The sequence below is a fragment of the Mesorhizobium sp. WSM1343 genome (assembly GCF_055901535.1).
The window spans coordinates 1,471,516-1,489,922 of record NZ_CM148370.1 but is presented as its reverse complement, the minus strand read 5'-3'; the positions used below and the strand labels follow the sequence as shown (position 1 = coordinate 1,489,922).

At 62.7% G+C, this 18,407-nt stretch carries 16 protein-coding genes and 1 tRNA gene; 3 read left to right on the top strand and 14 right to left on the bottom strand.

The genetic code is table 11. From position 1 onward, the window contains the following. Positions 1-3 precede the first annotated feature (3 nt). From pstB to AC0NIL_RS07165, 7 genes are all read right to left on the bottom strand, one after another. Complete coding sequence (pstB, locus tag AC0NIL_RS07195; protein WP_013529271.1) at positions 4-822, bottom strand: phosphate ABC transporter ATP-binding protein PstB; 819 nt, start codon at positions 820-822, stop codon at positions 4-6. Between the two features lie 17 nt (positions 823-839). Beyond that, positions 840-2,156: a phosphate ABC transporter permease PstA gene (gene pstA, locus AC0NIL_RS07190; protein WP_063173197.1), complete on the bottom strand. Its 1,317-nt coding sequence runs from the start codon at positions 2,154-2,156 to the stop codon at positions 840-842. Next, positions 2,153-3,619 (bottom strand): phosphate ABC transporter permease subunit PstC, encoded by a 1,467-nt coding sequence (gene pstC / locus AC0NIL_RS07185; RefSeq protein ID WP_063173198.1) that lies wholly within the window; start codon positions 3,617-3,619, stop codon positions 2,153-2,155. Before pstC ends, pstA begins: the two co-directional genes overlap by 4 nt. A 96-nt stretch (positions 3,620-3,715) precedes the next feature. Continuing rightward, positions 3,716-4,744, bottom strand: coding sequence for a PstS family phosphate ABC transporter substrate-binding protein (locus AC0NIL_RS07180; RefSeq protein ID WP_027163159.1), 1,029 nt, complete (start codon positions 4,742-4,744; stop codon positions 3,716-3,718). 514 nt (positions 4,745-5,258) lie between these two features. Then, complete coding sequence (locus AC0NIL_RS07175) at positions 5,259-9,824, bottom strand: PAS domain-containing protein (protein ID WP_167355190.1); 4,566 nt, start codon at positions 9,822-9,824, stop codon at positions 5,259-5,261. 619 nt (positions 9,825-10,443) lie between these two features. Then, positions 10,444-10,680 carry a hypothetical protein gene (locus AC0NIL_RS07170; protein WP_013529265.1) on the bottom strand — a complete coding sequence of 79 codons (237 nt, stop codon included), beginning with the start codon at positions 10,678-10,680 and terminating at the stop codon, positions 10,444-10,446. Between the two features lie 123 nt (positions 10,681-10,803). After that, positions 10,804-11,718: a DUF2865 domain-containing protein gene (locus tag AC0NIL_RS07165; protein WP_024503001.1), complete on the bottom strand. Its 915-nt coding sequence runs from the start codon at positions 11,716-11,718 to the stop codon at positions 10,804-10,806. 306 nt (positions 11,719-12,024) lie between these two features. On the opposite strand from AC0NIL_RS07165, the gene AC0NIL_RS07160 reads away from it, so the two are divergent. Further along, positions 12,025-12,237 (top strand): hypothetical protein, encoded by a 213-nt coding sequence (locus tag AC0NIL_RS07160; RefSeq protein ID WP_013529263.1) that lies wholly within the window; start codon positions 12,025-12,027, stop codon positions 12,235-12,237. 15 nt (positions 12,238-12,252) lie between these two features. Here the strand turns inward: AC0NIL_RS07160 and AC0NIL_RS07155 are convergent, their stop codons facing one another. The 7 genes from AC0NIL_RS07155 to AC0NIL_RS07125 all read right to left on the bottom strand — a co-directional run bounded on the left by AC0NIL_RS07155 (position 12,253) and on the right by AC0NIL_RS07125 (position 16,179). Continuing rightward, a complete protein-coding gene (locus AC0NIL_RS07155; protein WP_013529262.1) occupies positions 12,253-12,621 on the bottom strand; it encodes a hypothetical protein in 369 nt (122 codons plus the stop codon). 373 nt (positions 12,622-12,994) lie between these two features. Next, entirely contained in the window at positions 12,995-13,852 is an 858-nt protein-coding gene (locus tag AC0NIL_RS07150) for a glutathione S-transferase family protein (RefSeq protein WP_473572994.1), read from the bottom strand. Between the two features lie 27 nt (positions 13,853-13,879). Beyond that, positions 13,880-14,461, bottom strand: coding sequence for a VOC family protein (locus tag AC0NIL_RS07145; protein ID WP_013529260.1), 582 nt, complete (start codon positions 14,459-14,461; stop codon positions 13,880-13,882). Positions 14,462-14,748: 287 nt separating this feature from the next. Beyond that, on the bottom strand, positions 14,749-14,925 hold the full coding sequence (locus AC0NIL_RS07140; RefSeq protein ID WP_013529259.1) for a Flp family type IVb pilin: 177 nt from the start codon (positions 14,923-14,925) through the stop codon (positions 14,749-14,751). 249 nt (positions 14,926-15,174) lie between these two features. Further along, a tRNA-Glu gene (locus AC0NIL_RS07135) sits at positions 15,175-15,249 on the bottom strand. 90 nt (positions 15,250-15,339) lie between these two features. Then, positions 15,340-15,747, bottom strand: coding sequence for a VOC family protein (locus AC0NIL_RS07130; protein WP_023810974.1), 408 nt, complete (start codon positions 15,745-15,747; stop codon positions 15,340-15,342). Positions 15,748-15,795: 48 nt separating this feature from the next. Further along, complete coding sequence (locus tag AC0NIL_RS07125; protein ID WP_013529257.1) at positions 15,796-16,179, bottom strand: fimbrial protein; 384 nt, start codon at positions 16,177-16,179, stop codon at positions 15,796-15,798. Positions 16,180-16,206: 27 nt separating this feature from the next. On the opposite strand from AC0NIL_RS07125, the gene AC0NIL_RS07120 reads away from it, so the two are divergent. Both AC0NIL_RS07120 and rpoH read left to right on the top strand, forming a co-directional pair. Continuing rightward, complete coding sequence (locus AC0NIL_RS07120; RefSeq protein WP_473572993.1) at positions 16,207-17,247, top strand: RluA family pseudouridine synthase; 1,041 nt, start codon at positions 16,207-16,209, stop codon at positions 17,245-17,247. A gap of 201 nt (positions 17,248-17,448) precedes the next feature. Continuing rightward, complete coding sequence (rpoH, locus tag AC0NIL_RS07115; protein WP_013529255.1) at positions 17,449-18,360, top strand: RNA polymerase sigma factor RpoH; 912 nt, start codon at positions 17,449-17,451, stop codon at positions 18,358-18,360. Positions 18,361-18,407 lie beyond the last annotated feature (47 nt).

Here is an 18,407-nt window from a genome sequence, read left to right as displayed (position 1 = left end):
AGATCAGCCGAACCGGCCGGTGATGTAGTCCTGGGTGCGTTTGTCGTCGGGGGTGGTGAACATCTTGTCGGTGGCGCCCTCCTCGACCAGATAGCCAAGATGGAACATCGCGGTGCGCTGCGACACGCGCGCTGCCTGCTGCATCGAATGGGTGACGATGACGATCGTATAGTTCTGACGCAGTTCGTCGATCAGTTCCTCGACACGAGCGGTAGCGATCGGGTCGAGCGCCGAACACGGTTCGTCCATCAGGATCACCTCGGGTGACACGGCGATGGCGCGTGCAATGCACAGGCGCTGCTGCTGGCCACCGGAAAGACCCGTGCCAGGTTCCTGCAAACGGTCCTTGACCTCGTTCCAGATCGCCGCCTTCTTCAGGCTGGACTCGACGATCTGATCCATGTCGGCCTTGCGCTTGGCCAATCCGTGGATGCGCGGACCATAGGCGACGTTCTCGTAGATCGACTTTGGGAACGGATTGGGTTTCTGGAACACCATGCCGACGCGCGCCCTGAGTTCGACGACATCGATGTTCTTGTCGTAGATGTCCTCTTCGTCGAGCGTGATCTTGCCGGTTACCCGTGCTGAATCGATGGTGTCGTTCATGCGGTTGAGGCAGCGCAGGAAGGTGGACTTGCCGCAGCCGGAGGGGCCGATCAGCGCCGTCACCTGGTTCAGGCGGACGTCGAGATCGACGTCGAACAGCGCCTGCTTCTCGCCGTAGAACACGCCGACCTTGTCGCCGCGCATTTTGATCACTTCGTTCGACTTCATCTTGTCGCCCACTGCGTTTTCAAGGGACTGTTCGGTCATGATGTTCATACCAAAATGCCTTTTTTCTACCAGCGCCGCTCGAACCGACGCCGAAGCACGATCGCGGTGATGTTCATGGCCATGAGGAAGACGAGCAGGATGATGATGGCGCCGGACATACGCTCGACGAAGGCGCGTTCGGCCTCGTTCGCCCACATATAGATCTGCACCGGCAGCGCGGTGGCCGGATCGAAAGGCGTCGTCGGTGGATCGGCGACGAAGGCGACCATGCCGATCAACAGCAGAGGCGCGGTTTCGCCGAGCGCGCGCGCAAGACCGATGATAGTGCCGGTGAGGATGCCGGGTGCGGCAAGCGGCAGGATGTGCTGGAACACCATCTGCATCTTGGAGGCGCCAAGGCCGAGAGCTGCCGAGCGGATCGACGGCGGCACCGCGGCAAGCGCGGCGCGCGTCGCGATGATGATCGTCGGCAGCGTCATCAGCGTCAGCACCAGGCCACCGACGAAAGCGGCGGAGCGCGGCATGCCCAGGAAATTGATAAACACCGCGAGGCCGAGCAAGCCGAAGACGATTGACGGCACTGCGGCCAGATTGTTGATGTTGACCTCGATAAGGTCGGTGAAACGGTTCTTCTTGGCGAATTCCTCCAGATAGATGGAGGCGGCGACGCCGATCGGCAGCGCGAGCAGCAGCACGATCACCATCATATAAAACGAGCCGATGATCGCCACGCCCATGCCCGAGGTTTCCGGGCGGCTGGAGGCGCCGTAGGTGAACAGGCCGCTGTTGAAGTGCTCGGCCATCGCGCCCTCGGCCTTGAGCTTGTTCATCCAGGCGATCTGCTGGTCCGAGACCTTGCGTCGCGCTTCCTCGACACTGAGGTCGATCTGGCCCTTGAAAGCCGAGTCGAGATTGGCGGCGGCGAGGATGTTGACGTCGCGTGTCGTGCCGATCACCGAGGGATCGGCGGCAACGATGTCGCGCAACTGGACGCGGGCGCCTTCCGAAAGGAAGCCCTTGAGCTTCTGGATCATCGGCTTGTCATCAGGAGAAATGCCGAGCTTGGCCACCAGCGCGTTTTCTGCGAGCTTGGGATAATTCGCCTTGATCAGAACGCTCGGATCGGTTGCGCGCTTGCCGGAAGGATCGATCACCTTCTCGTCGAACGTGATCGGCAGCGATACCGTCGTCTGCCAGAAGGCGGTGTAGCCTTTCGAGACGATGGTGATCAGCATGATTGCCAGGAACGCCAGGCCTACGGAAATCGCCACGACGCCATAGATGCGGAAACGGCGTTCGGCGGCGTAACGGGCCTTCAGGCCGATGTCGCGGCGCGGATGGGCCGCCGGCCTGACCATCGTATCCATGGGAATGTCGGTCATTCGTACTGCTCCCGATATTTGCGCACGATGTAGAGCGCGACGATGTTCATCACCAGCGTCAGCGTGAACAGCGTCAGCCCGAGCGCGAAGGCGACCAGCGTCTGCGGCGAATTGAACTCGAGGTCGCCGGTGAGCTGGTTGACGATCTTGACGGTGATGGTCGTCATCGCCTCGAACGGGTTGATGGTGAGGTTGGCGGCGACGCCCGCCGCCAGCACGACAATCATCGTTTCGCCGATGGCGCGCGAGGCAGTCAGCAGGATGGCGCCGACGATGCCGGGCAGTGCCGCCGGCAGGATCACCCGCTTGATCGTCTCGGAGCGGGTCGCGCCGAGGCCGAGCGACCCGTCGCGCATGGCGCGCGGCACCGCGGTTATGATGTCGTCTGAGAGAGAGGAGACGACCGGGATCAGCATGACGCCCATGACCAGGCCGGCGGTGAAGATGCTCTGGCCCTGGATGAACGGCGAGCCGCCGGTCAGCGCCGCGGACAGGTCGCGCAGGAACGGCCCAAGCGTGACGACGGCGAAGATGCCGTAGACGATGGTCGGTATGCCGGCCAGCAGTTCAAGCGCCGGCTTGACCACCGAGCGCACCCTGGGCGTTGCGTATTCGGCCATGTAGACAGCCGACATCAGCCCGACCGGCACCGCAACCAGCAGCGCGACGGCGGCGATATAGAGCGTGCCGGCAAGAAGCGGGATCAGGCCGAACTGGCCCTGGCTGCCGCCCGAACCGGCAGCGGCAAAACGCGGATCCCAGACCGTGCCGAAGAAGAAACTCATCGGCGAGACGCTCTCGAAGAAGGTGATCGTCTGGAACAGCATCGAAAGCACGATGCCGACGGTGGTCAGGATGGCGATGGTGGAGGCGGCAAGCAGCCCCCACAGCATCAGCCGCTCGACATTGTTGCGCGCCCTGGCGCGCGGCTCGATCTGCCTGAGCGCATAGAAGGCGCCGGCGATCGAGGAAGCCAGAATGACAATGGCACCGAACAGGCCGAGCCGGTCCTGGACCTTGTTCGCCTCGACAGCGATCGGGATCATGTAATCCTGTGTGTCGCTCGCCAGTGCCACGCCCTTGGCGGCGAGCAGCGGCTGCAACTCGGCAAAGCTGGCAGGCATTGCGGCCAGTGTGCCAGCATCGAGTTTGCGCAGGCCCCTGGCGAGGCTCTTTACCAGGCTGACATCCAGTGCCTCGCTGGCAACCTTGCTGTCGACGGTACGCTCGGGCAAGGCAGCGTGGATGTGCCGGTCAAGATAGACCGAAGAACCGACGGCCCAGACGGCAAGCAGCAAAAGAGCAGGCAGGACGGCGAGCAGGAACGCCCACCAGCCGTGATAGTGGGCACGCGAATGCGGCTTGACCTTGCCATTGTCCTGGGCCGCGGCACGCTGCCGGCCGATGAAAAAGGCAACCAGGCCGAGGGCAACGACGATGGCCAGTACGAGCAAGGACGACATGGACCCACCCCAAGGGAAATTCTAACGCAGCCGCCATTGCGGCCTGCGGTGAAACCGGGGCGCGGATTTGACCCGCACCCCGGTTCGGCAGCTTGATTACATCGACTTTCCGGCGGCGAAAGCGTCACGCTGGGCCTGACGCTCGGCATCCGGAGCAGCAACGAGGCCGTATTCGGCGAGCGGGCTTTCCGGGCCAACCATCTGGTCGTCGAGGAAGAACTCGACATATTCCTTGAGGCCGGGAACGACGCCCAGATGCGCCTTCTTGACGTAGAAGAACAGCGGGCGCGAGACGGGATACTTGCCGCTGGCAATCGTCTCGGTCGAAGGCACGATACCTTCCACGGTGGCGACCTTCAGCTTGTCGGCATTGTTCTCATAGAAGGCGAGGCCGAACACGCCGACGCCGGTCTTGTTGGAGTCGATGCGGGCGAGCGTCTCGGTATAGTCGCCATCGATGTCGACGGCCTTGCCGTCCTTGCGGATGGCAATGCAGGTTTTGCCGATTTCCTTGTCGTCGGCAATGCCGGCGGCCTTGAGAGCAGCCTTGTCACAGCCGGCATCGAGGAGCTTGGTCTCGAACACTTCGCGCGTGCCGTGCTTTTCGCCCGGAATGTAGGCGGCGATGTCCCAGTCGGGCAGCTTCGGATTGACCTGGCTCCACTTGGTGTTCGGATTGTCGACGAGCTTGCCGTCGACGACCAGCTTGGCCGCGAGCGCCTTGTAGATGTCGGCGGGAACCAGGGCCCAGTCCGGGCCCTTGATGTCGGTGGCGAAGACGATGCCGTCATAGCCGATCCGGACTTCCTGGACTTCCTTCACGCCGGCGGCGGCGCAGGACTTGAGTTCGTCCGCCTTGATCGGACGCGACGAGTTGGCGATGTCGATCGTGTCTTCGCCGACGCCCTTGCAGAATTCCTTGATGCCGGCGCCGCTGCCGCCGGATTCGACGACCGGGGTCTTGAAGTTGGTGAACGTTTCGCCGAACTGCTCGGCAACGATCTTGGCATAAGGTAACACGGTCGATGATCCGGCGACCTGGATCTGGTCGCGCGCGGCGGCGAAGCCGGACGACGCGGCGAGCGCAAGCGCAGCGGCCGACGCCGTATAGAGGAATTTCTTCATGTGGCCTGCTCCTGTTCGGAAGATGGTCTCTCGGCGCTCGTCAGTCGGCGCCCGCTGAGGCCAATAGCCTTCGATTATAACAGTCGCATGACAGTTTGATGTCACCCCGGTAACGCGTCATCGCGAGGAGCAAAACGCCGCCTGGCCGGCACTGACCACGCAGCCCGGCTTTGTCCCCGGAATCAGAGACTTGCTCCGCTTGGGGGCCGAGATTGGCCGGCGATTTGGGGTTAGCCGGCCTTTACGAAAAAAAGCCGGACGGGAGCGCGTTGCTCTCAGCCAGACGGTGTCATGGCCGGGCCATCGCCGAAAACAGGTCCGTTGGGGTAGGTTGACGCTGTCTCATGCCGGCGGTCGCTGCTCCCGCCCGTAACTGGAAAGGGAGGAATCGAACGCCGCCATTGTCTCGACTGGATACAACCTTTGATATGGTGCGATCGCACCATAGTCTTTGGCCGCTGGCAGGGCGCGAATCTTCGCCGTATTTCCGGCACTCGGACAGGCAGGACCGGCCCTACCCGGCGTTGCGCTGAGCCTGCCGGCTGGCGCCGACCCAGCGCTCGACCTTCTCGAGCAGCGCCCGGGGACTGATCGGCTTGGGCAGATAGTCGTCCATGCCTGCCTCCAGGCAGCGCTCGCGGTCGCCCTTCAGCGCATGCGCGGTGACGCCGACGATCGGCACATGCGTGCCGGTTTCTTCCTCCAGCCGGCGAATGGCGGCGGTCGCTTCGAGACCGTTCATCTCCGGCATGGAGACATCCATCAGGATCATGCACGGGTTGAGCCGGCCGAAGGTGTCGAGCGCCTTGCGGCCATTGCCGACGATCTCGAAACCATAACCGGTCTCGCCGAGGATCTGGGTGAACACCATCTGGTTTACCTCATTGTCCTCGGCCACCAGTATGTCCAGCCTGTTGCCACCAGCCGCCACCGGTGGCCGGGGGCGAATCGAAGGCGGCTGCAGCAGCGCCCGCTGTTCGGACGGTGCCGAGGGCTGCGGCCGCGTCACATTGCTCGCAGCGACGTCGGCCGCGAGCGGCTGCGCGTCGCTGCCGCCAGTGTTGTGGCGATGCCGCTGGATGGTGGCGACCAGCGTTTCCAGCAGCACCGAAGAGCGCGCCGGTTTGATCAGCTGGGCATCGATGCCGAGATCGCGATAGCTGGTGTTGGCGAGCGACTGGTCGACCGAGGTCAGCATGATGATCGGCGTTCCGGCAAGGCCAGCGGTGTTGCGCACGATCCGCGCCATTTCGGCGCCGCTCATTTCAGGCATCTGGTAGTCGAGCACGACGCAATCGACCGGCACGCCATAGGCGGCAGCGGCGATCAGCACCTTGAGGCCTTCGGCGCCGCTTTCGGCCGCGCAGGAATCGAACGTCCATGATGTCATCTGCTCGGTCAGGATCGCCCTGTTGACGGCATTGTCGTCGACGATCAGCACGCGCGCGCCGGTCACGTCGATCGGCATGATGCGTTGTCCGTTCTGCTGTCCGGCCCTCGGCAGCGTCACCGAGAACCAGAACGTCGAACCCTTGCCTTCGGCGCTTTCGACCCCGATGTCGCCGCCCATCAGCTCGACGAGCCGCGAGGTGATGGCGAGGCCGAGGCCGGTCCCCTCGTGCCGCCGCGTCGATGAAGTGTCGACCTGGCTGAATTTCTCGAACACCAGTTTCAGTTTTTCCTCGGGGATACCGATGCCCGTATCGGTGACCGAGATGGTGAGCTTCGTTCCGGTTGGAACCCTCTCGCCGGTGACGTCGACCAGCACATGGCCCTCATCGGTGAATTTCACCGCATTGCCGAGCAGGTTGGTGACGATCTGCCTGATGCGGCCGACATCGCCGATGAATAGGCTCTCGAGCCGAGGCTCGACACGTACGATCAGCTCGAGGTCCTTCTCCTTGGCGCGCGTCGACACCAGCGTCGCCACGTCCTCGATCGCCTCGGCCAGATTGAAGGGCGCCGGATCGAGCACCAGCTGACCGGCATCGATCTTGGAGAAGTCCAGTATGTCGTTGATGATGGTGAGCAGCGCATTGCCCGACTTCACGATGATGTCGGTAAACGTCTTCTGCTTCGGGTCGAGGTCCGATTTGGCCAGCAGTTCGGCCATGCCGAGCACGCCGTTCATCGGCGTACGTATCTCATGGCTCATATTGGCGAGGAATTCCGACTTGGCGCGGTCGGCGAGCACGGCGCGCTGCCGCGCCTCGCGCAGTTCGGCCTCCCGCATCTTCAGCTCGGTGATGTCGGTGGTCGAGCCGATCAGGTAGAGCGAACCGTCGGAGGCGATCATCGCGCCCTTGCGGGCGAATTGATGCCTGACGCTGCCGTCGGCCAGCGTCACCGTCTCTTCGACCTCCTGAGTTTCGCCGGTGCGCAGCACGGCGAGGTCGCCATTGACGAAGGCCTCGCCATCCGGCCCGAAAATCTCGATGTCGGTCTTGCCGATGGCCTCTTCCTTGCTGAAGCCCGTCAGATCGCACCAACCCTTGTTGACATAGAACTGCCTGAGATCGGAGCGCTTGGCGTAGATCGATACCGGTACATTGTCGATCAGGCTGCGGAACACCTCGTTCTCGCGCATGCTTTCTTCCAGCGCACGCTCGCGTGCCTTGACGTCGGTGATGTCAGTGCTCGAACCGACCAGATGCACCGACCCGTCCAGCGCCACCAGGCGGCTCTTGCGGGTCATCAACTGCCGAACCGTGCCGTCGCGATGGGTGACGGGTTCCTCGACCTCCTTGACGACGCCCGTCACGGCGACTTGCGTGTCGTCATGGCTGTAGCCATCCGCGTCCTGCGCGCCGAACAACTGCCGGTCGGTGCGGCCGATGACATCCTCCTTGGCCAAGCCGGTGATCGCGCACCAGGCCTTGTTGACGAATTCGATGCTCAGGTCCTGCGCCTTGATGAAGGCGGCCACCGGCAACTCGTCCATCACATGCCGGAACAGGTCGATCTGGCGCATGGAATCGCGCAATGCCGCCTCGCGGCTCTTGATCTCGGAGATGTCGACGCGAACGCCGATGAAGGTGCCGTCGTCGGTCCGCATGTCGTAGACCTGATACCAGCGGCCATCGGGATTGTGACGCTCGTAGGAGGAACTGGGCAAGCGGTAGCGGGCGAGGATCGCGTCCAGCCAGCGGTCATGATCGCTGTCGTAGAGCTGGTCGATTTGCGGATCGCCGCTGCAGCGGAAATAGCCGTTCGCATGACCCAGCACGAGTGCTTCGCGGAATGTACAGCCGGGCTGCCACGCCGGCTTCAAGGCCGGCAGCGTATCCTGGATCTTGCGGTTGGCGAAAACGAACCTGTCGTCGCGATCGTAGATGATCACGGCGGCCGGCAAGGATTCCAGCACGTTGGCGAGATGCTTGCGCGCGTCCTGCGCCTCCGTCTCGCGGCGCTTCATGTCGGAAATGTCGAACAGGAAGCCGGCAACGTAGTTGCGGCCGCTGGCCATGCCGACGCGGCTCTTCCTGACGATGCGCGATCGGCTGGCGCCGTCGACCTCGAAATTCTCTTCCACTTCGTACGGCCGCCCGGTGGCAAGGACGTCACGTTCGCTCTGCTCGAAAAGCGCGACCGCGTTCGTTGGGAGGAAATCGCCGCCGGGCTTGCCGAGCATGGCTTGCGGCGTCTGGCCAAACAGAGCGGCGAACGCCTCGTTGACGAAGACGAAACGCAGATGGTCGTCCTTGACGAAGATCGGATCCTTGACGGCGTTGATCACCGCTTCCGCCAGCCGCGCTTTCTCCAGCGCCTCGGCAAGTTCGGCCTCCCGGTCCTTCATGTCGGTGACGTCGACATAGGAGATCAGCCGCTTCCCGCCGGCCAGCGGCGCCATCGACGATATCAGCGTGCGGCCGTCATTGCGCGGGAACTGCCGCGATCCGGCGATCCCGGCCCTGATTTCCGCCTCGCGCTCGGCGACATGCCGCTGCCATGACGCATCGTCGGCACCAAACGGATCGATGTCGCGGCTGGCGTCCATCAGATCGCGGAAGCTGCAGCCGATCTCGGCGCGCCGGGCGTCGATCTGCCAGAAATCATAGAAAGCACGGTTGATGATCTCGGCGCGCATATCGGCGTCGAGCACGAGGACACCGATCGGCATCTGGTCGACCATTGTGCGGAGACCGGCGAAGGTCTCGGCATTCCTGGCATTGGCGTTTTTGATCTCCGCATCGCGCTGCTTGATCTCGGTGACCTCATAGTAGGTCAGCAGCCGCCTGCCCCCGGACAACGCCGTCACCGAAAACATCATCGTCCTGCCGTTGGCATGGGCAAATTCGCGCGGCGCGACGGATCCGGCGCGAATCTCGTCGAGGCGAGTAGCGAGGTAGCGCTGCCATTGCTGTTCGTCGATGTCGCCATAGATGCCGCTGCGGCGGTTGAGCTCCATCAACAGGCTGAACGGAGCGCCGACGGCAACAGCACCGTCCGGAATCTTCGAGAGGTCGCGATAGGCCTTGTTGACGATCAGCGTGTCGAGCCTGGCATCGAGAAGCACGACGCCCATATGCATGGCGTCCATCGTCCGCTCGAGGTCGGCCAGATGCTGGTCGGGCTCGCCATCACCCGATGGTTCCCGCCCCAGATTTTTGAAGGCGCCGGCCAGAGCCGTGACGTTGCGGCCGATGCCGCGATAGCCGGCAAATCTTCCTTCGTCGTCGAACTTTGGAAAGCCTGACGTCAAAACCCAGCGACAGTCGGCGCTGCCAGCCTTGAGCTCATAGACGAAGTCGCGAAAAGGCCGGTGCGCCTGCAGATCCTCCAGATGCGCCGCGCCACTGCGATCGCCGTTCAGGACCTGGTTGAGGAAGTCGAAGCGGAACCGGCCAAGCACGTTTGCCGGATCGATGCCGGTGGCGGCCTGGTAATTTTGCGAAAGCCAGGAGAAGCGCAGTTCGGCGTCCGTTTCCCAGACCCAATCCGAACCGGCTTCGACGAGTTGGCGAAGCGCATCGTTCGAATCCATGCAAGAGGCGGACGATGAGGCATCGTCGCCATGCACTGTGGATCTGCGAGGCCCGCGCTTGCCGCGCGCGCCGATTGTTTCGTCCGCTTCCGCCATGCCGTCCCCACCCCGAAAACCAAGGCCGAACCCTCCTCCGCGGTTCGTCGGCGGAATCTGCCCCAGAAGCATTAAGGATCCGCTAACCTTAACGGTCGGTTGGACAGGATTGCGCGGCGCGGTCTGCTTCATTCCGCCCGGTTGTCGGCGGGGTCGAACCCGCTATATAAGCAACGGCAGGGGTATTGCTGATGCTTGGACGGATTGTGCCTTTTTTCATGGGGCTGGCGCTGCTTTTCGGCGGCGGTTGCTCGCGCAGTTATGACGGCACGGTCGTCATCCCGAGACCGCTTGATGTCCGGCGATTCTGGGATCGGCCGCCACCGAATGTCGACTATGGGCAATCCGAGGTCGAGAACGGCGCTTTTCCTGTGGCGCCGCAGCCGGACCGGCGTTTTTCCGAGCGCAAGGTCAGCCATGCCGCACCGAGACGGCACCAGACGAGGTTGCCTGCGTCCGCTTCCCTATCGGCGCCAGCGAAACCGCTGACCTGCAGGAACGTCAGCGAGCCTGGCAAGAGAGCTCGCATGGTCTGCGATTAGATCGGAGCGGGTCCCTAAAAGCGGGGACCCGGTTTTCGGATGGGACGCGATCCGCGGATAGCTTCGGTGACCCGGCCTCACAGTGAAGCAGCGCCCTTTTTCGGCTCCTTCGCACCGAGCTTGTCGAGTGCGAGACGAACCTGACGCAGATCTTCCTGCCAGCCGTCATCGTCGTCCATCGGACCCTCCGAGGCAGCCCGCTGCAGCCCACGCGCCTCGGATTCGATCTCGCGCAGTTCGGCGATTTTCTGTTCGGTGGTCAGCGAGTCATCTTCGACGATCTCCAGCACCCGCATTTCCCGGAACGTAGCCACGGCGTTTCTCCCGGCTGATGTCGATCACAACGCCGTGAGCGCCTCTCTGTTCCAGCCGGATCAGGCAACCGCATCGCAGCAGGCACGCCGCAGCCGGCGATCGCCAATTGGGGAAGCCGGCGATCATTCGGCCGGGAAAAACGCCGGGCCGACCACGCGCACCGACCGCTTGCCGGCCTCGATCGAAAGGTGCTGGGCGGCACCTGGCGCTTCGGCATCGATTCCAGGGACGGCCGCAACCGTGCCGAGATCCGGCTTCGCCGTCGGCAGCGGAATAATGGCATTGCGCATGTTGGCGGGCGTCACAGTCCTGGCTCGCAGTTCGGTGACCCGCTGGTAGTATCGCTTGACGTCGCATGCCTTGAAATTCGCATCATCGCGATATCTGAAGGCTGCCGGCAGTTCGGTATAAGGCTTGCGCGTGTCGAGCGCGACCATCTGGTCGGTTTCGAGGCTGGCATCGCTCAACGTGTAGAGGTCGACGCTGGGGTCATCGCAGATGTAACGGCATTGATCGGCCGTCTCCTTCAGATCACCGCTGGCGGCGAATTGCGACTTTGGCGCCGGGAAGAAATACCCGTCCGACAGACGCACGCAAAACAGCATCGCATTGCCGCCGAACGTGGTGCTCGCCGATTGGGTGCCGGGCGCGGCGCGCGCAGACCGTTGCTTTGCCGAAGGCGCGCAGCCGAGCGCCACGAGGCGCGCTTGCAGACCCGCCGTGTCGCGGCCTGAATTCCCGGCGGCAGCGATCCGGCGCTGCACATCCGAGCGGCTCCTGGCGAGATCGGCGCAAGCGTTGAAGAGACCACCAAGCGAACTTTTCGCCGTGCACTGGCGCTGTCTCTCGATAGTCTGGATGGCTGCAAGTTGCCGGCGCAGTTGAGCAAGCTCCGGGTTCGCCCCGTTGCTGCGGCCACCCGAAAGCAACTGGCTTCTGATCGCGCCGCAGCTGTCCGCGTAGGACGAAAGCGTCCCGAACAAAACCGCCGCCAGCGAAATCAATGCGACCATCATGGAAGGCCAGAAACGGATCATCGGGACAACTCGGTCCTTTTTGCGGAGAACCCGGAATTACAGTCCATAACTTACACAAGCTTCGGCTATATGAGTAAACTCTAATTATCTCAAGAACTTCAGCCCGAGTAAGCTTTTGTCTATTGTATTATGCCATCTCGTGTAAATTCGATATTACATTTTTATTTCAAGATTGAGACGAACCTCGAAGGAAAGCGCAAGCCCGACCCTCGCCGCGGACCTGCAACGAAACGGACCGCCATTATCGCCAGGCGTTCGAAACCTTTGCCCGGTCTTCCGCGTTGAAGGACCAAAGGGAGAACGCAGATGTCGATCCACTTCACCGTCTCGGACCTGACAAGAAACCTGTTTCACTCGCTGGGGCTGGATCAGCGCGCGCCAAGGCCTCTCAATCCCGAACAAAGCCTGTTGCTGGAATGCTATCTGGCCGGTCAGGTTCCGGAATCGGCCTGGAACGACTACGTCTTCGAAACGCCCGATCTTGCCCGGCATGCCGCGGCAAGGCGCAGTCACCATTGAGCCGGCGGCGGGTGCCTACTTGGGAGAGGCGAATTGCAACGTGAACACGTTGCCTGCGATGCCTTGCGCCAGTTTCGCTGAGAAGGTCAGGGGCAGACAATTCTGCAAGGCGGTCGTTGCGGCGTCGACAAAGGACTTCTTCGCCTTGGCATCGCCTTCTACCTTGATGGCTGTCGGCCTCGGTGGGCCGATCAGCGTGCCGTCCCGCTTGAAGCTGAAGCTCAAGGTGACGCTGGCGGTTCCCGCTCCCGCCGGCGGTGTCCAGCAAGCCTGGATCGCGGCCCCGACATCGTCCATCGTGTTGAGTTCAGCTGCACTTGACGCATGAACAGCGCCCGCCAGCATCACGCCCGCAACCGCAATCCGTCTCGCAACGCTTTTCATCGCCAGCCCTCACGCCTGACCACGGTCCATCTGGGACGCTCAATGGATGGTAGGGCCAACGTCGGCAATGGCAATATCTCTCGGCAAACTTGACGCCGAAAAAGCGACACCTGACTGGGCTTGCGCGGTCTGATCGCTGCTCGATCGCGCCTGGCGATAAAGCAATGCCGGTTAAGTGTGAAACGGTTTTCCCGGAAAAGCGCATAACGCTTTTCCCTTGGGAATTGCGTCGAACAAAGCTGCGAAAAGCAAAAGGCCGGCATTGCGCCGACCTTTCCTATCGCTGCGACGTTCTGCGCCAGTACATCCGTGGTCGCGGGCCGAAAGCGAATTGCCTGCAGTAGACAGGGCTTTGGTTAACGAACCCTTAAGCTCAGGCCTTGGCCTGGGACTTCACATGGGCGATATAACCGCGCACGTCGCCGGCCGGCTCGCTATAGGCCTTGCCGAGCTTCTTCTCGATCGCCGCCACATAGTCCTTCGCCCATGTGGGCAAGGCATAGTCGATGACGGCCAGAAATTCGAGCGTCGCCGCCAGCCGGATATCGGCAATCGACGGATGCTTGCCGCCGATGAACGGCTTGCCGTCCCTGAAGAAGCTGTGAAACACTTCGAGCGGCTCGGCGATCGCGGTCATCGCCGCCTTCTGGGCTTCGGACTTCTTGTCGGGATGGGCGTCGCTGTGGCCGACCTCGCCGGCATAGTGCGGGAAGCCGAGCGCCGGATAGGTGGCGCGCGCCACATAGGGGTAGAGCGTGCCGATCAGGTAGAACATCGCACTGTCGACCATCGCCCGCTTGGCCGGCGCCTTCGGATAGAATTTCTCCAACCCGTGCTTGTTGGCGAGATACTGCATGATGGCGCAGCTTTCCCACAGCACGCCTCTGGGCAGGCCCTTGTCCTCGATCATCGGTGTCAAATGGGCGGGATTTCGCGCCATGAACTCCGGCGAACGGGTGTGGCCCCAGGCATCGGTCTCGGCGTGGTCGAAACCCGCCGCGCGCGCAAACACCCGCACGGTCATGTTGTTGACGCTGGGCTTCAGCATGCTGAGCTTCAGCGCCGGCTTCTTGGCCGGCTTGGCCTTGGCCCTGGGCGCGGCATTTGCCGTCGCCTTCACCGCAGGCTTGGCGGCCGCCTTGGCTTTTGGCTTTGCCGCAGCTTTCGCCGCCGGCTTGGCGGCAGCTTTGGCCGCGGATTTCCCGGCAGTGTTCGTCGCTGTCTTGGCCATCTTGTTCCTCCCTCTGGTCTGGTCTGTTCAGTATGGGTTCTTCGGCGCCCGATCGTCCGACAGGGTGGCACGGGAACGCTCTACGAGCGTCTGGATCGCATCGGCGAGATGCACTTCGGCGATGTTGTAGTCGCCGCGCCCGACCCGCAACCTGTGCGCTTCCATCAGCACATCCGCATGGGTGAAGCCCGCCGGCGGTTCGAAGCGGTAGGACGCCAACTCGATCAGCAAGCCGAGCGGATCCTCGAAATAGATCGAATCCATGAAACCGCGATCCTTGACGCCGCTGTGCTTGATGCCGCGCTCGTCAAGCCGGGAGACCGCCTGCAGGAAGGTGACGCGCGACACCGAAAAGGCGATGTGGTGAACACAGCCCGGATCGGTCGGCGTGCGCCGCTTCTCCGGCGTCCGGCTCTCGTCGGTGAAGATAGTGATCAGCCGGCCGTCGCCGGGATCGAAATAGAGGTGGCTTTCCCTCGGCTTGTCGAGATTGGGCTGTTCGAAGATGAACGGCATGCCGAGCACGCCTTCCCAGAAATCGATAGAGGTCTGGCGCCCGGCGCCGACCAGCGTGATGTGATGGACGCCCTGCGATTGCAGCTTCTGCATTGGCCTTCCTCCCCCATGGATCAACTGGCCCTACGGACAGCGCGGCGTTCTGCGCGGCGTTCTGCGCGCCGCTGGAGCCGTACCCCAGGATCCATGATGTGATGCTAATGCAAACAGCTCCGCGGCGCCAGAAGCGACGAACGCGGTGACGCAACGGATAAAGCCGACCGATGGAAAGTGCGCCGTCCGCACTTCCGATGCCCGGCACCGGAAGCACGTACGCGCTGCGCTTTTGGAGGCTGAGATCGGCGAATGCGGCCGATAGCCGACCGAATTGATGTACCGATTTACGAGCCGCTGCTGTTGACCGTAGTGCCGACGGTCGTGAATATCCCGTTGAGCGAATTGCCAACCGCCCCGGCGCCGGTGATGATCGCGAGCGCGATGAGAGCCGCGATCAAGCCATACTCGATCGCGGTCGCGCCAGACTCGTCCCAAGCGAAACGACAAGCTATTTTCTGCATTTCAACCTCCTACAGCTACTAAAGCGAAAACTAATATTCGCAGTGAGTTGCGGGGACGTTAAGGTTCTCGGTTTCGCGTCCGTTAACATTTGCCAGACGAATGAAATAAAGGCCGGGTTGGTTGGTGCCACTGGGAGTTTTTAAGGCTGCGGCTACCTGTGCAGAGCGGGTTTCCCGGACGCCACAGTATCGAGGCTCCGCGACTTCAGAAACGAAATCGACGGCATCCTGCAAAGTTGTCGAAAAGCTTGGTACGCCCAAGGGGAATCGAACCCCTGTTCCCGCCGTGAGAGGGCGGTGTCCTGACCGCTAGACGATGGGCGCGTTCAAGAACCGGCGATATAGGCTGAGCGCTGGGAAAAAGCAACTGGGGTTAGGCCGCTTTCCCCGGTCGAGGAAAAGCCGGCCGTCAGCCTATCGTTTCGGTTCGATCAGATCCCAGAGATTGCCGTGCAGATCGGCGAAAACCGCCACCGTGCCGTAGGGCTCGAAGCGCGGTGCTTCGCGGAATTCGACGCCCTTCTCCAGCATCGCCGCGTGGTCGCGGGCAAAGTCGTCGGTTTCCAGGAACAGGAAGACACGGCCGCCGGTCTGATTGCCGATACTTTTGCTTTGTGCCTCGTCGGAAGCCTCGGCCAGCAGCAGCCTGGCGCCCTGCCCGTTGGCCGGCGCCACTGTGACCCAGCGCTTGCCGCCGCCGAGATCGACATTTTCGACGAGCAGGAAACCCAGCCTCTCGACATACCAGGCGATCGCCTCGTCATAATTGGCGACGACCAGGGCGACCGTGGCGACGCGACGATGTTCGGCGAACCCGCTCATCCCCGAGGCTTGCTCATGGGCCTGCTGCCGTTCATCGTTGCGGCTCGGTCATTTGTTGCGGATCGCAAAGCGGCCGATCAGGCGTCGCTCAGTGATGTCGTAGACGAAGATCGTCCGGCTGCCGTCGGCAAGCTCGGCGTCGATCGAGACACGGTTGCCGGACAGCGACTGGCTGACCACCTTGGCCCCGACCGGCAGCACGATGTCGCCGCTGACCGGTTCGCCGGCGGGTGTCTGGATATCCCCGGCCAGCGGCGGGTTCGCCGGCGGTGCATTGCGCGCTTTGTAGACAAGGGCGCCGATCACCACCATAAGGGCGAGGAACAGCAGGCCGAGATTGATCCCGACGAAGCGGACGAGTTTCCTGCGCACCTTTTCGACCTCGGGGTCGAGCGGCTTATCCTGGTCTTCTTCGGCGATCGGGCTGGCCATGGCAAACAGTTCCGGAACGGTTTTTCAATGAGCGCTCATAACGAAGAGGCCCCTGAATTGATAGAGGCGGTACCAACCGTGCTGGTGGCGGATGCGGACGCGGCCGGTCAGCGCCTCGACCAGTGGCTGGCGGCAAGGCTTGGTCCGGACATGTCACGCAGCCGCGTGCAGATGCTGATCAGGCAGGGCGCGGTCTCGGTCGACGGCAAGCCTGTCGATGAGACCAAGCGCAAGATGGCGCCGGGCGAAAGCGTGTCGGTTACCATGCCGGAGCCGGAGCCGGCGGAGCCGCAGGGCGAGAACATCGCACTCGATGTGCTTTATGAGGACGACGAGCTGATTGTCATCAACAAGCCGGCCGGGCTTGTCGTGCACCCCGGAGCGGGCAACTGGATCGGTACGCTGGTCAACGCGCTGATCCATCATTGCGGCGACAGCCTTTCCGGAATTGGCGGCGTGCGGCGGCCAGGCATCGTCCACCGCCTCGACAAGGAGACCAGCGGCGTCATGGTGGTCGCCAAGACTGACCGCGCCCACAAGTCACTCTCCGAGGCTTTCGCCGATCACGGCCTCACCGGCGATCTCGAACGTGCCTATCTGGCGCTGGTCTGGGGCATACCGCAGAGGCCGACCGGAAGGGTCGACGCGCCTCTCGGCCGCGCCGCCGACCGCGTGCGCCGTGCCGTGGTGCCGGAAGGACGCGACGACGCCCGCCATGCGGTCACCCACTTTGCCGTGCAGGAGCGCTTCGGCGAGAGCCAACAGGAGTTCGCCACCGCCAGCATGGTCGAATGCCGGCTGGAGACCGGCCGCACCCACCAGATCCGTGTCCACATGGCGCATATCGGTCATCCGGTGATCGGCGACCCCGATTATGGCCAGGCCTTCCGCACCAAGGCCAACCGGCTGCCGGAACCGCTGAAAAGCCAGGTCAAGGCATTTCCCCGGCAAGCTTTGCATGCCTGGCTCCTTGCATTTCGCCACCCCACTACCCATCTAACGATGAGGTTCGAGGCGCCGTTACCGAGGGACATGGAGGAACTCGTCGGCGGCTTCCGCAAACTCTGAACCCGTCACCGACAAGCCATCAAAAAACCTGACTGACATTGTTCACTTCACCGTGACACACTGTTTCGTGTTGAACAAATGCCTGTCTTTTCTGGTTTTGTTCCTGTATAAGATCCGATGTCGCGGGCGAGCCTTTTGGTGCTCGCGTCACATGCCCGCCGCGTTTCGGGGGCATCACTCCAATAGAGAGGGGGCGCTATCATGGCCCAGTCACTACCCAGTATCGTTTCCGGCGAAGGCGGCCTCAGCCGCTACCTGGAAGAAATCCGCCGCTTTCCCATGCTGCAGCCGCAGGAAGAGTACATGCTCGCCAAGCGTTATGCCGAGCATGAAGACACCTCCGCTGCGCACAAGCTCGTCACCAGCCATCTCAGGCTCGTCGCCAAGATCGCCATGGGCTATCGCGGCTATGGCCTGCCGATCGGCGAGGTGATCTCGGAAGGCAATGTCGGCCTGATGCAGGCCGTCAAGAAATTCGAACCCGAGCGCGGCTTCCGCCTCGCGACCTATGCCATGTGGTGGATCAAGGCCTCGATCCAGGAGTACATCCTGCGCTCGTGGAGCCTGGTCAAGATGGGCACGACCGCCAACCAGAAGCGCCTGTTCTTCAACCTGCGCAAGGTGAAGGGCAAGATCCAGGCGCTGGACGACGGCGACTTGAAGCCCGACCAGATCGCCGAGATCGCCACCAGGCTGAACGTTTCCGAAGCCGAAGTGGTGTCGATGAACCGCCGCCTGTCGGGCGATGCCTCGCTCAATGCCCCGATCCGGGCGAGCGAAGGGGAGTCCGGCGAGTGGCAGGACTGGCTGGTCGACGACCACGAAAGCCAGGAAGAGATGCTGATCGAGCAGGATGAGCTGGAAAACCGGCGCGGCATGCTGTCGGGCGCTCTTGCCGTGCTCAACGAGCGCGAGCGGCGCATCTTCGAGGCCCGTCGCCTCGCCGAGGAGCCGCTGACGCTGGAAGAGCTTTCGTCCGAATTCGACATCAGCCGCGAGCGCGTGCGCCAGATCGAGGTGCGCGCCTTCGAGAAGGTGCAGGATGCGGTCAAGGCCGCCGCCAAGCGCCAGACCCAGGCGCTGCGCACCATTGAGGCGCAGCCCGCAGCCTAAAGCCGGCTAAAGGCCACAAGATCTAAAGGCGGCGCCAGGAAACTGGC

Coding starts and splice junctions, on each gene's coding strand:
- pstA (WP_063173197.1), bottom strand. CDS start 2,156: ATGACCGACATTCCCATGGATACGATGGTCAGGCCGGCGGCCCATCCG.
- pstC (WP_063173198.1), bottom strand. CDS start 3,619: ATGTCGTCCTTGCTCGTACTGGCCATCGTCGTTGCCCTCGGCCTGGTT.
- AC0NIL_RS07175 (WP_167355190.1), bottom strand. CDS start 9,824: ATGGCGGAAGCGGACGAAACAATCGGCGCGCGCGGCAAGCGCGGGCCT.
- AC0NIL_RS07145 (WP_013529260.1), bottom strand. CDS start 14,461: ATGCAGAAGCTGCAATCGCAGGGCGTCCATCACATCACGCTGGTCGGC.
- AC0NIL_RS07120 (WP_473572993.1), top strand. CDS start 16,207: ATGAGCGCTCATAACGAAGAGGCCCCTGAATTGATAGAGGCGGTACCA.
- AC0NIL_RS07130 (WP_023810974.1), bottom strand. CDS start 15,747: ATGAGCGGGTTCGCCGAACATCGTCGCGTCGCCACGGTCGCCCTGGTC.
- rpoH (WP_013529255.1), top strand. CDS start 17,449: ATGGCCCAGTCACTACCCAGTATCGTTTCCGGCGAAGGCGGCCTCAGC.
- AC0NIL_RS07140 (WP_013529259.1), bottom strand. CDS start 14,925: ATGCAGAAAATAGCTTGTCGTTTCGCTTGGGACGAGTCTGGCGCGACC.
- AC0NIL_RS07180 (WP_027163159.1), bottom strand. CDS start 4,744: ATGAAGAAATTCCTCTATACGGCGTCGGCCGCTGCGCTTGCGCTCGCC.
- pstB (WP_013529271.1), bottom strand. CDS start 822: ATGAACATCATGACCGAACAGTCCCTTGAAAACGCAGTGGGCGACAAG.
- AC0NIL_RS07155 (WP_013529262.1), bottom strand. CDS start 12,621: ATGAAAAGCGTTGCGAGACGGATTGCGGTTGCGGGCGTGATGCTGGCG.
- AC0NIL_RS07150 (WP_473572994.1), bottom strand. CDS start 13,852: ATGGCCAAGACAGCGACGAACACTGCCGGGAAATCCGCGGCCAAAGCT.
- AC0NIL_RS07165 (WP_024503001.1), bottom strand. CDS start 11,718: ATGATCCGTTTCTGGCCTTCCATGATGGTCGCATTGATTTCGCTGGCG.
- AC0NIL_RS07125 (WP_013529257.1), bottom strand. CDS start 16,179: ATGGCCAGCCCGATCGCCGAAGAAGACCAGGATAAGCCGCTCGACCCC.
- AC0NIL_RS07160 (WP_013529263.1), top strand. CDS start 12,025: ATGTCGATCCACTTCACCGTCTCGGACCTGACAAGAAACCTGTTTCAC.